Source organism: Leisingera sp. (assembly GCF_034669605.1).
Classification (GTDB): Bacteria; Pseudomonadota; Alphaproteobacteria; order Rhodobacterales; family Rhodobacteraceae; genus Leisingera.
Genome location: NZ_JAXMOX010000016.1, coordinates 26377 through 37570, shown reverse-complemented (window position 1 = coordinate 37570; position 11194 = coordinate 26377). Strand labels below are relative to the sequence as shown.

13 protein-coding genes are annotated in these 11194 nt (G+C 59.5%); 3 read left to right on the top strand and 10 right to left on the bottom strand.

Annotated elements, in window-relative coordinates:
• From VOI29_RS03570 to VOI29_RS03545, 6 genes are all read right to left on the bottom strand, one after another.
• Nucleotides 1-194, bottom strand: a 194-nt coding sequence (locus tag VOI29_RS03570; protein ID WP_323776064.1) for a hypothetical protein, incomplete at its 3' end; no start/stop codon positions are given.
• Nucleotides 195-507: 313 nt separating this feature from the next.
• On the bottom strand, nt 508-912 hold the full coding sequence (gene flbT / locus VOI29_RS03565; RefSeq protein WP_323776063.1) for a flagellar biosynthesis repressor FlbT: 405 nt from the start codon (nt 910-912) through the stop codon (nt 508-510).
• Between the two features lie 2 nt (nt 913-914).
• Complete coding sequence (flaF, locus tag VOI29_RS03560; protein WP_323776062.1) at nt 915-1286, bottom strand: flagellar biosynthesis regulator FlaF; 372 nt, start codon at nt 1284-1286, stop codon at nt 915-917.
• 73 nt (nt 1287-1359) lie between these two features.
• Nucleotides 1360-2577, bottom strand: a complete 1218-nt coding sequence (locus VOI29_RS03555) for a flagellin (protein WP_323776061.1) — start codon at nt 2575-2577, stop codon at nt 1360-1362.
• A 201-nt stretch (nt 2578-2778) separates the two neighbouring features.
• Nucleotides 2779-3138 (bottom strand): flagellar biosynthesis protein FlgN, encoded by a 360-nt coding sequence (locus tag VOI29_RS03550; RefSeq protein WP_323776060.1) that lies wholly within the window; start codon nt 3136-3138, stop codon nt 2779-2781.
• Nucleotides 3131-3424, bottom strand: coding sequence for a rod-binding protein (locus VOI29_RS03545; protein WP_323776059.1), 294 nt, complete (start codon nt 3422-3424; stop codon nt 3131-3133). The genes VOI29_RS03550 and VOI29_RS03545 overlap by 8 nt, the downstream gene beginning before the upstream one ends.
• A gap of 128 nt (nt 3425-3552) precedes the next feature.
• Between VOI29_RS03545 and VOI29_RS03540 the strand changes: the two genes are divergently transcribed.
• The 3 genes from VOI29_RS03540 to VOI29_RS03530 all read left to right on the top strand — a co-directional run bounded on the left by VOI29_RS03540 (nt 3553) and on the right by VOI29_RS03530 (nt 7055).
• A complete protein-coding gene (locus VOI29_RS03540) occupies nt 3553-5448 on the top strand; it encodes a flagellar hook-length control protein FliK (RefSeq protein WP_323776058.1) in 1896 nt (631 codons plus the stop codon).
• A gap of 4 nt (nt 5449-5452) precedes the next feature.
• Nucleotides 5453-6130 (top strand): flagellar hook capping FlgD N-terminal domain-containing protein, encoded by a 678-nt coding sequence (locus VOI29_RS03535; RefSeq protein WP_323776057.1) that lies wholly within the window; start codon nt 5453-5455, stop codon nt 6128-6130.
• A gap of 130 nt (nt 6131-6260) precedes the next feature.
• Entirely contained in the window at nt 6261-7055 is a 795-nt protein-coding gene (locus VOI29_RS03530) for a phosphotransferase (protein ID WP_416361478.1), read from the top strand.
• Here the strand turns inward: VOI29_RS03530 and VOI29_RS03525 are convergent.
• The 4 genes from VOI29_RS03525 to VOI29_RS03510 are packed head-to-tail and all read right to left on the bottom strand — an operon-like array spanning nt 7028 to nt 11167.
• Nucleotides 7028-8347 carry an FAD-dependent oxidoreductase gene (locus VOI29_RS03525; protein WP_323776056.1) on the bottom strand — a complete coding sequence of 440 codons (1320 nt, stop codon included), beginning with the start codon at nt 8345-8347 and terminating at the stop codon, nt 7028-7030. The genes VOI29_RS03530 and VOI29_RS03525 overlap by 28 nt on opposite strands.
• Nucleotides 8347-9162 (bottom strand): ABC transporter permease, encoded by an 816-nt coding sequence (locus VOI29_RS03520; protein ID WP_024092279.1) that lies wholly within the window; start codon nt 9160-9162, stop codon nt 8347-8349. The genes VOI29_RS03525 and VOI29_RS03520 overlap by 1 nt, the downstream gene beginning before the upstream one ends.
• Nucleotides 9159-10040, bottom strand: a complete 882-nt coding sequence (locus VOI29_RS03515; protein ID WP_323776055.1) for an ABC transporter permease subunit — start codon at nt 10038-10040, stop codon at nt 9159-9161. The genes VOI29_RS03520 and VOI29_RS03515 overlap by 4 nt, the downstream gene beginning before the upstream one ends.
• Nucleotides 10040-11167 carry an ABC transporter ATP-binding protein gene (locus VOI29_RS03510; RefSeq protein WP_323776054.1) on the bottom strand — a complete coding sequence of 376 codons (1128 nt, stop codon included), beginning with the start codon at nt 11165-11167 and terminating at the stop codon, nt 10040-10042. Before VOI29_RS03510 ends, VOI29_RS03515 begins: the two co-directional genes overlap by 1 nt.
• Between the last annotated feature and the right edge of the window lie 27 nt (nt 11168-11194).

Sequence of the window (11194 nt, the reverse complement as noted above, 5' to 3'; positions counted from 1 at the left end):
AATAAGATCGCCAGGATCGCGTGGAAAATGATGATGTCGGGCGAGGCCTGTAAAAACACTGCTGCGCGGCCAGTCGCGTGAAGAAACTGGCCCGCCACGGTGAGCAGGAGAAAGACGCTACCGTGCTGGGCTGATGCGTGAACTTGCAGGGAACCTGAAGATAGTGTGATCGATCGATCCGAGATGTGGGACACCCCGTATGTGTCAATGGCCCGATGTCGCCGCCACCTTGTTTGGAACCCACGTAGCGGAAACCATCTTGGCCGGCGTTCAAGTGCGAGCGCACCAACAGGCCGGACATATGAACGCAAGCGATCCGATCAAAATCATCAAAGAATTCTTGCAGGGAGGGGCCCGTCCACATATGGCACGCCGATGTTGTCGGGGGGCGGTTGCAACATCAAAGCCGCTTGCGTTTCGTACAATGCTTCAAGGTGCTTTTCAGGTCTAGTCTGACAGAAGGTCCAGCCCGCAAGTCGTGTGGCAGGCTGGAGAAGTTGGATGCGACTAGGACGGTCTGACCGCAAACAGCCTGTCTTCGCGCGGCAGCAGGGTGCGCAGCGCCTTCAGGCAGCGGTAGTGGTTGTTGCTGATCAGTGCCTCTGTTGCCTCGGCAATGGAGGCGCGGCTGTCCGGATCGGTAAAGACCTGGCTCAGCTCTTCGATCCGGCGCAGCATTGGCAGGCGCTCTTCTTCGGGATCGGCGTCACCGGACAGGATCAGCTGGGCAGCATAGCACACCCGGCGCACCGGCGTATTGGCTTCTTCCGGATGGATCGCATCGCGCAGCCGCAGGATGTTGGCATCGGGGGTGACAATGGACAGGCGGCTGCGGCGGTCGCCGTTTTCAATCACCGCGCCATTTACAAGGACACGCTCCTTGGGGGCAAGTTTCAGGACAAGTCCGCTCATATTCAGGAAGCTCCGCCACGGAGGCCACGCATAATGGCCGTGTTTATCTCGATTAGGGGGGCTGCTGACGCTTTGTTCCGGAGAACGGCATGACTGTGGGTCAATGAAAAATCAGCCAGCGAGAGAATATTTGCCCTAAGATCTTCTGGAAGTTGATTGTTGCCGTCAGCTACATCTACAGCAAGAACTGACCAAAGCTTGCGGTTTTCGTGCACGGCGGCTGCAAGTTCGTTGAAGCCGGGTTTGCCCTTGCGCGCAGCTGCGAGGAGACGATGGGTTATCTGGGCAAATGCCTTGTATTCAGTATCGCGTGACGTGCGCAACGGCGCAGCATTCTTGGCGTAGGCTTGCCGCGCTATGGAACTGGCGTTCACGTTGGATTCTCCAATTTTGTATTACTTCAGGCTGGTGTCAGGGGCGCATATTCTACGCCCCTGACAGGCTGTATCAGCGGAACAGCTGCTGCAGGGTCTGGGGGGCCGAATTGGCGATCGACAGAGCCTGAACGGCCAGCTGCTGCTGCGTCTGAAGGGCCTTCAGGCGGGCCGAAGCCGCTTCCATGTCCGCGTCAACCATCGAACCGATGCCGGACTTCAGCGAGTCGGTCAGCTTGGAAACGAAGTCGGACTGGGTCTCGATACGGCCGGCCGACGAACCAAAGGCTGCCGCCGCATCGGTTGCGCTCTGGATCAAGCCCTCGATGTCGGCAAGAGCCGAAACTGCCCCGGCTGCTGTCGACACATCGATGTTCGCCAAGTCTGCCAGGCCGCCGCCTGCGGTGCCATCGCTGGCGGTATCGAAGGTACCTGCCATCGCAATGGCCGCGCCAGTGGTGTTGGTGATATCGAGGCTGGCACCGTTTGCTACCACGGAGACGCCGGTAACACCGGCAGCAGTCAGGTCGGCAGTGATCCGGGTTGCCAGAGCCGTGGCGACATCAGCGTTCGTATCACCATCCCGTGCGACATAGGCGATATCACCGGATCCACCGAGGTTGGTGGTGTCGAGGCGGTAGCTTTCTCCAGCCGCCGCGCCCGCAATCGCGAAGCTGATTGTATCATTGTCGTCTGCCGTGGTGGGAGTGCTGGTGCCTCCGGTTGCCGCGACTGTGCCTGCACCCGTTGTACCAAATACCTCAGCCCCTTGCCCGAGGTCCTGCTTTTTCACATCGATGTGCGTCGCAGTGACAGAGCCATCTGCAGCACGATCAAGCGAAGACAGCACCGACATGGTTCCGGACCCAGCAGTATCGTCTATGTTGGACAACAAGTTCAGGCCATTGAACTGTGCAGCGCTGGAAATGGAGCTGATCTGATCCCGCAGGGCCTTAATGTCTTCCTGTAGCTTGTCACGGTCAACATTGTCTTCCTGCGCGGCGATGACCTTCCCTTTGATTTCAATCAGCGCGTCCGCAATGCTCTCTGCGGCGTTTCGTGCAACGGCAACAGTCGAGTCACCCAGCGACAGGCTGCTGGAGATGGCTTCGAAGCCTTTAACGTCCGATTCCATCACTTTCGAGATAGCCCAGACCGAAGAGTTGTCCTGCGCGTTCGCCACTTTCTTACCAGTGGAAATTTCGTTCTGGGTGTCAGTCAGGTTGTTGTTGACCGACTGCAGGGTCTGCAAAGCAACCATTGCGCCGTTGTTGGTCAGAATGCTGGTCATAGCTTTTTCCTTTAGCTGAGGGCGCTTTGGCCCCAATATTAATTGCCCCGGAGGGCGCTGTGTGACGTCCTTCTGACTGTGCGTTCCGCTGTCCGGCTTCCGCGCCACCCTTCATGAGGTGCAAGGCGACATTGGCGCAGAAGTTGCTAAGGGAGTGCTAATGCTGGCATTTGGTTTTCTAGAATTTTCTCCAAATTGCACTCAGGCGCGCTTCTCCAGTTTGCCGCCGCCACGGGCGCTATAACGGGCCCGCTTGCCGGCCTGGTCATAGACATCCAATCCCTTGCGGATGCGGCGGGTCTCTGCCATTCGGGCAGCAACAGTACGTATACCGTCCATGGCACTGTTCAGAAGCTGCTGGTTCCGCGACACCTTGGCCTGCACCTGCTCGAGCGTCTCACGTTCCAGCTCTGACACGGAATTCAGCTTGCCGATGACTTTCTCTTTCCTGGCCAGAAGATCTTCCAGCTTGCCGAGGTCGCCGGCCATCAGCGCCTTGCGCTCGTGGTCCAGAATCTGATCAAGTTCATCAATGAGCTGCTGAGGTTTCGGGTTACTCATCTTGGGTCTCCTTTAATGCGTGATAAAGTGATTCAGCCAAACCGATCCCTCCAGAGCGGGCGATCTGCGTTGCCTGTTCGCGGATCAGAAAACTGGAAAACTGTTCTTCTCCAGCGCCGCCGCCGAAGCCTTCGCTGGCTTCACCGAGCCCTGCGGACTTCAGCATTTCTGCAAGGAAGGAGGCTTCGAGCTCAATTGCGGCCTCGCGCAGGGGGTCGCTGACTGCAGGGCGCACCGGGGTGCCTGGGGGTATGGCCCGAAGCGGGTTTGGCAAAAGATCTGACATGTCCGGTTCTCCGGTTGAAAGTCGAATTCCATCGATTTTTCCAAGACTGCGCAGGAACCGGTTAAAATTGCCGTAACCGCTTTGGGGTAAATCTGTCCGGGTCGAGATAGAATGTCTGGAAAACGATCATGAATATGAACTCGCTTCTTGGAGTGGAAGCCGGCTCTGCCGGTAAGCCACCATCCGCCTCTCCGGATGGCGCTAAGAAATCCAACACTTCCAAAGACTTCTCAGACTTTATGTCTGCTCAATCCGGCCCTGCTGAACCGGTGGAAGAACGGCCATCAGCCGAGAGCGAATCGGCTGAGGCCGAAGTTGACCCCCGGTTGCAGAAAAGTACGGCCGAGGGTGGCAAGCAAAGCCTAAGCTCCCCTCTTGAAGCGGGGCAGGATGCATCTGCACAGAACAGCCGGAATGCTTCCGATGGAAGAATTCAAGATGCACCAGCACAGGACCCTACAAAGGCAGACGCAGGACCTGCCGGTGCGGAAATAGCTTCCGGGATGCAGAATACTGGAGATACGGCCGCAGAACAGGGCGGTGCCGCGGGGGCCAATGATACTTCCCGCCACAGCGCCAGTTCCGAAACCAAAGAGGGGATTGGGACACAGGCTGCTGAGCAGTGGAGCGGACTGCCGGTTGCGGGGGATTCTGGCGCGGATACAGGTGTTAAAACCGAAGCCGCGGCACCTGGCGACGAAACCGACCAGCCAAGCGCCAAGTCCAAAGCGGACCCCAGTGCAAATTCCACTGAACAGGTTGCGGGCGTTAAAGCGGGGGAAGTGGTTCGCCAGGGCCCGGGGGGTGCAGACAACGTGCAAATTTCCGGGAAGGCCGGGCGTTCTGGAAACGCAGAGAAAACGCTGTCTTCGTTACAAGCGCCAGCACAGGCAGCCGCGCCAGGGAACGAAGCCACAGTGCTGCAGGAGGGGGAAACTGAACCCGGCTCCCGCATGGCCGATGCCAGGCTAGCCGGCGATCTGCGCCCGAATCCTGCCCGCGCATCGTCTGAGACTGCCGCTCAAGCGGCCTTGCCAGCCGTTGAAAAGGGGCAGGCGGAACGGACTCAGCCGAGCGACAGCTCTGGTCAAAGCAATATCGGAAAAGCAATCAGCGCGGCGCAATCCAAATCTTCCGAGACTGGTTCAAGTATCCATGCGGCGCTTCAATCTTTTGGCGGAAAATCTGACGGCACAGCAAAGGCGGGCCATCCGGTTTCGCAAGGAGGAAGTCCTGGCATTACAGTCAGCCAGGCTGCTGTTAATTCGCCGGGGCTGAAAAGCGACCAGAGTTCCTTTTCCGTTTTGAACGGAAATGGAATGCAGGTGAAAGCGGAGCCAGCCGCAATTTCGAGCCCTTTGGCGGACCCGTTTAGAGGCAGTGAGACCCGGACGGTTAGATTGCCTGCGGCGCCGCAAATCCTTCAGCCGGCAGCTGCTCAGCTGCAGCCTTTGCCGGCCGGCGGGATGACCGCCGGAAAAACCGCGGCAGAGCTGTTGCCTGTAACCGATGAGGCGCTGGCCGGCCCATTGGGCTTATCCAGCGAGGCACCCGGTTTGACGCAGCTCCTTACCGAAGCCTCGATCGGCACACATGGGGCGCACCGGCCCGAAGCACCGCGCATGATTGCGGCCCAGATGGCCGAGGCCTTTGCAGCCAAAGGCGAGCAGAAGGTTGAGGTGAGTTTGAACCCTCAGGAGTTGGGCAAAGTGAAAATGCGCGTGGTGGCCAGCGAAACGGGAATCACCATAATCATCCAGACGGAACGTCCGGAAACCGGAGATTTGGTGCGCCGGCACATCCATGAACTGGCGGAGGAATTCCGCCGCCTGGGATATGAAGACATCTCCTTTGAATTCAGCGGCGGACAGGCCGGTGCCGGTCGCCCAGACGACGATGCAGACGGCGATTCCGGCCGGTCCGGCGAAACAGCAGAGACGCGCGGTGCTGATGCAACGGATGCCAGCGACGCAGCAACACAAAACCTCCGGCTCGGAGCAGCCGGTGTGGATATGAGGGTCTGATCACATGACAACAGCAGTTACATCGGCAGGCGCCGCCGCAGGGCAATCCAACCCGCTGACGCCATCGTCGGAAAAGGCTTCCGGCCTGACATCCGACTTTGAAACTTTCGTGAAGATGCTGACCGCACAGGCAAAGTATCAGGATCCTCTGGAGCCGATGGACTCGACAGAATATGCGGCACAGCTCGCGCAATTCTCGATGGTCGAGCAACAGACCAAGAGCAACAACCTGCTGGAAGGGCTGCAATCACAGCTTGGCCTGGCCAATATGGCTGCACTTTCAGGCTGGGTCGGTATGGAAGCCCGGGCTGTGGCCCCCGGTTACTTTGATGGCAGCAATCAGATCACTATTTCGCCTAACCCGGCTGCTGCCGCGGATTCTGTGACGCTGGTCGTGCAGAACAAAAACGGCACCGAAGTGCAGCGCATTGCCCTGCCGGTCTCGGCTGAGCCCTATCAGTGGACCGGTCTGGATGATGACGGCACCCCAATTGAGGCGGGGGAATACGCCTTTGTGATCGAAAGCAGGAAAGGTGACGAGCTGCTGCTGCAGGAATATGCCGAAATCTATTTCAAGGTGAACGAAACCCGGATGCAGGGCGGCGAAGTGGGATTGATCACCGAAGGCGGTTCCGTGGTTCTGGCCTCGTCGGTGAACGCGCTTCGTGATCCTGACGCCTGATCCTGAGGTATGCGCAGACGGAAAAACTGTCTAAGAACAGGGCGGCACAACACCGGAGACCGCCCTGCAACCGCTTTCTGATCAGTTCGAACCCCGCTTTTTTGCGCATCTGTCGGCCTTGGGGCTGCATGTGCCTGGTCCCCGGCGGCTGGCTGGCGGGCGGTCCAATCATGTCTGGCGGGCCGGCGCGCTGGTGATCAAGCTTTATTCAGCCGAAGGCGCTAACCCGTTGTTTGCCAATGATCCGGCCCGCGAGGTTGCTGTGCTGACGGCTTTGTCCGGCACCGGTATGGTGCCGCCGCTGGTCCATACCGGTGAGTTTGAAGGCGGGAAGTGGCTGGGCTATGCGCATGTTAACGGCAGTCCCTGGCGGCAGGACACCGGCCATGTAGCGCAGCTGTTGGGGCGATTGCATGATCTGGCGCCCCCTCCGGGCCTGCCTTTTGGCGTGAATGGCAGCGCGGCGCTGGAACAGCAAACCGTTGAAATTCTGAAAAACTGCCGCGATTGCAATCAGCTGGCGGCGCTCCGCCCTCTGGGCCGGGTCCCGCCGCTGCCTCAGCTGGTGCTTATTCATGGCGACCCTGTGCCTGGCAACCTGCTGGCACATGACGGCACGCTGACGCTGATTGATTGGCAATGCCCGCAAATCGGCGACCCGGCAGAGGATCTGTCTTTGTTCCTGTCGCCTGCAATGCAGCTGATGTACCGGGGCGCGCCACTGTCCAAGGCTGAAGAAGACGCCTTTCTGCGAGCCTACCCTGATCCGCGGGTTGCAGGACGGGCATTGGCGCTGAAGCCCTGGTTCCATTGGCGCATGGCAGCCTATTGCCAGTGGCGGGCCGAAAGAGGCGGAGCGCAGGACCTGCAGGCCTTGGAACTGGAACGCGCGGCGCTTCAGTCCATCAGGCCCAGAACCGCATAGGCCGGCGGCATCAGCATCCGGCGGGCGCGGCCCAAAGGAAAACGTGACATTTTCTGCACTATGGGTGAGTAGGGCAGCGTCGGCGCGCCCCCTTGTACAAGATCACTCAGCAGCCGTCCGGCATAACTGCCCATCGCCACACCATTGCCGTGGTAGCACAATCCCGCAAACATGCCGGGGCGCTCCGGCACCGGGCCAATGAAAGGGACAAGGTTGCGCGACAGGCAAACCATGCCTGACCAGAAATGAGTGGCTTCCGCATCATGCCAGGCCGGGAACATCGCCTCAAAGTCCTGCCGCAGCTTACGGCGTATCGCCGCTTCGGCCCGAGGGGAAGCCAGCAGCCCGCCGCGCATTCCGAACAGGAACCTGTTGTCCGGCATCAGCCGGAAATAGTGCAGCAGATTGCGGGTGTCATAGGCCATCTGATGCGAAAACCAGCCCTGCGCGTCAAGTTCCGCTTGGGTCAGCGGCCGGGTTACCATGACGGTGGATTGTGCGGGCATGTAACGCCCGGCGAGCCAGCCCGGCAGGTCCTCCGAGGAATACCCATTGGTCGCGATAATGACTTTGGGTGCGCTTAGAAACCCTTGGTCAGTCTCTATTACATAGCCCCTGGCTGCCTGCTGTACCGACTGCGCCGCGCTGCGTTGGTGCAACCTTGCACCGGCATTCTGCGCGGCCTTGGCAAGCCCGAACAGGTATTTGCGCGGGTTCAGCGCAAAACCTACAGGCGTTGTCAGCGCTGCATGGAAACGGCCATTCAGCCCTTTGCCGGCAAGCTGGTCGCGGGTCAGGAAATCCGGTTCTCCTCCCGCCCGGCGGAGTTTCCCGGCTTCCGCCTGCAGGCGGCGCGCCGCCTTTTCTGTGTGCGCCAACTGGGTTTCGCCATTTGAATGGGTGTCGGCATCAATATCATGGGACTGCAGCAGGCCGCGGACCAGATGCACCGCGGCCTCTTCGCCGGCGTGATATGTATCAGCCGCGGATCTGCCAAAGACCCGCCGCATCGTGCCGCCCGACAGCTTTGAACCGCCCAAACAGCAGAAGCCGCCATTGCGCCCCGACGCGCCCCAACCCGGCGCCTCTGCCTCAAGCACCGCAACGGACAAGCCGCTTTCTGCCAAATGCAGAGCGGCAGACATGCCGGTGAATCCGCCGCCGATGATCGCCACATCGGCAACGGCCTCGCCCTGCAGCACCGGCCAGTCCGGTGCTGCAATGGTCTCGTCCCACCAGCAGTTGATGCGGGGGCCGGGGCCATAGGCGTAGCCGGAGAAGATCCGGCGCATCAGGCCCGCTCCGCAGCCTGTTCCTCGCGCTTCTGGCGGACCATCTGATGCTTGGTCACCAGCGAGGCAGTGATCACCCCCACGGTCACGATCGCGATCATGATTGTCGACAGCGCGTTGATCTCAGGGCTGACGCCCAGGCGCACGGCCGAGAAAATCTTGATCGGCAGGGTGGTTGCCGAGGGGCCGGAGGTGAAGGAGGCGATTACCAGATCATCCAGCGACAGGGTGAAGGCCAAGAGCCAGCCGGAAATCACTGCGGGCGCGATGATCGGCAGGGTCACAAGCCGGAACGCTTCCGCCGGGGAGCAGCCCAAATCCAGCGCAGCTTCCTCCAGCGACCGGTCAAAAGTCACCAAACGTGACGACACCACTACCGAGACATAGCACATCGAGAATGTGGTATGCGCCAGTACGATTGTCAGCACGCCGCGGTCCAGGCCGATCCCGATGAACAGCAAGAGCAGCGACAGGCCGGTGATGACTTCGGGCATCACCAGCGGCGCATAGATCATGCCCGAGAACAGTGTCCGCCCCATGAACCGCCCGCCGCGCACCATCACATAGGCGGCGATGGTGCCCAGCACGGTGGCCATGGTGGAAGAGAAAACCGCCACCTTGATGGTGACCCAGGCAGCGTTCAGGAACGCCTCGTTCTGAAACAGCTCGCCGTACCACTTGGTCGAGAACCCGGCCCAGACGGTGACCAGCTTGCTTTCGTTAAAGCTGAAGATGACCAGGATCACCATCGGGATGTAGAGGAATGCAAAGCCAAGGGTCAGTGATACGGCGTTAAACCAGCTTAGGCGCTTCATTGGCCTGCCTCCTGCTGTTTCTGCTGGTTGCGCTGAAACAGCACAATCGGGATCACAAGCAACAGCAGCAGAACCACCGCCACGGCTGACGCCACCGGCCAGTCGCGGTTGGAGAAGAACTCCTCCCACAGTACCTTGCCGATCATCAGCGTGTCCGATCCGCCCAGGAGCGAGGGAATGACGAATTCGCCCAGCACCGGGATAAAGACCAGAAAGCAGCCGGCAATAATGCCGGTCTTGGACAAGGGAATGGTCACCAGCCAGAACGCCGACAGACGCGAACATCCGAGGTCTTCGGCGGCTTCGATCAACGAGCCGTCCAACCGTTCCAGCGCCGAATAGACCGGCAGGATCATGAAGGGCAGATAAGTGTAGACAATACCGATATAGACGGCGGAGTTGGTATTGAGGATTGTCAGCGGTTCGGAGATCACCCCGGTCCACATAAGGAACTGATTGAGAAACCCTTCGTTCGACAGGATCCCCATCCAAGCATAGACGCGAATCAGAAACGACGTCCAGAACGGCAAGATCACCAGCATCATCAGGGTCGGCCGCCATTCCGCTGGTGCGCGGGCCATGGCATAGGCGATCGGATACCCCGCCAGCAGGGTGAAAAAGGTTGAGATAACCGCGATTTTCAGCGAGCTGAGATAGGCCTTCCAGTACAGGTCATCTTCGGTCAGCCAGATGAAATTTTCAAAATCCAACGCCGCGATCAGGGCGCTGAGACCGGTTTCCGGATCAAATCGCGGTACATAGGGAGGGATCGAAACCGCGTAATCCGACAGGGAGATTTTCAAGACGATGGCAAAAGGCACCAGAAACAGCGCCAGGAGCCAAGCATAAGGAATGGCGATCAGAACAAAGCGGCGCATCAGTCTGCCAGCAGAACGCCTGCCGTGGCGGTCCATGACAGCCAGACAGTGTCTTCCCAGGTAAAGGCGCGGCGGGCGATTCGGCGGGTGTTGGCGGTTTGGGCCTTGATCACCGCGCCGGTCGGCAGTTCCACATGGTAGGTGGAAATATTGCCCAGATAAGCGATGTCCAGGATGCGGCCCTGAACGGCATTGTCCGCCTGTTCGGGTTTTTCGGCGCTGATCGCGACCTTCTCCGGCCGAATTGCCAGCTGACAATTTTGCCCATCGGAAAGAGCATTGGGGGACTGCACGGTCAGCGGCCCATAGCCTTCGTGCCAGGACATCGCGTAGGTGTCGCTGCCAGTGGGCTTGGCAGTGCCTGAGATCAGGTTCACGTCGCCAATGAAATCAGCCACATAGACGGAATTCGGGGTTTCATATATCCGGTCTGGCGTGGCCACCTGGATGATCTTTCCGTGATCCATCACCGCCACGCGGGAGGCGACTGTCATGGCCTCCTCCTGGTCGTGGGTCACGATCACAAAAGTAGTGCCGGTTTTCTCCTGGATGTCCATCAGCTCGAACTGGGTTTCCTGGCGCAGCTTCTTGTCTAGCGCGCCCAGCGGTTCATCCAGCAGCAGCAGTTTCGGATGTTTCGCCAAGGACCGCGCCAGGGCAACCCGCTGCCGCTGGCCGCCGGAGATCTGATGCGGCTTGCGGCGGGCGAATTTTTCCAGCCGGGTCAGCCGCAGCATTTCCTCGACGCGGTCGTTGATGTCATGCTTGGGCATCTTTTCACGCTTCAGGCCAAAGGCGATGTTCTCCCAGACTGACAGATGCGGAAACAGAGCGTAGGACTGGAACATCATGTTCACGGCGCGTTTGTTCGGCGGCACCGGCGCAATATCCTGTCCGGCCAGAAGGATGGTGCCTTCAGACGGGGTTTCAAACCCGGCCAGCATGCGCATCAGCGTGGTCTTGCCGCAGCCCGACGGGCCCAGCAGGGCATAAAACTCTTTTTCGTAGATGCCGATGGACAAATCGTCGATGGCGGTGAACTCGCCATAACGTTTGGTGACGTTCTGAAAGTGGATCAAGGGCTTCGCCTCGGGATCATTCCAAGGTTCGAATACGGAAGCAGTCAAGCCGGGCCTCTTCTGCGAATGCTCGCA

What these genes read in the sequence shown, in the direction of transcription:
- VOI29_RS03545 (WP_323776059.1), bottom strand. Translation starts at nt 3,424, where the DNA reads ATGTCAGATCTTTTGCCAAACCCGCTTCGGGCCATACCCCCAGGCACC.
- flbT (WP_323776063.1), bottom strand. Translation starts at nt 912, where the DNA reads ATGAGCGGACTTGTCCTGAAACTTGCCCCCAAGGAGCGTGTCCTTGTA.
- VOI29_RS03520 (WP_024092279.1), bottom strand. Translation starts at nt 9,162, where the DNA reads ATGAAGCGCCTAAGCTGGTTTAACGCCGTATCACTGACCCTTGGCTTT.
- VOI29_RS03515 (WP_323776055.1), bottom strand. Translation starts at nt 10,040, where the DNA reads ATGCGCCGCTTTGTTCTGATCGCCATTCCTTATGCTTGGCTCCTGGCG.
- VOI29_RS03550 (WP_323776060.1), bottom strand. Translation starts at nt 3,138, where the DNA reads ATGAGTAACCCGAAACCTCAGCAGCTCATTGATGAACTTGATCAGATT.
- VOI29_RS03540 (WP_323776058.1), top strand. Translation starts at nt 3,553, where the DNA reads ATGAATATGAACTCGCTTCTTGGAGTGGAAGCCGGCTCTGCCGGTAAG.
- VOI29_RS03525 (WP_323776056.1), bottom strand. Translation starts at nt 8,347, where the DNA reads ATGCGCCGGATCTTCTCCGGCTACGCCTATGGCCCCGGCCCCCGCATC.
- VOI29_RS03535 (WP_323776057.1), top strand. Translation starts at nt 5,453, where the DNA reads ATGACAACAGCAGTTACATCGGCAGGCGCCGCCGCAGGGCAATCCAAC.
- VOI29_RS03555 (WP_323776061.1), bottom strand. Translation starts at nt 2,577, where the DNA reads ATGACCAGCATTCTGACCAACAACGGCGCAATGGTTGCTTTGCAGACC.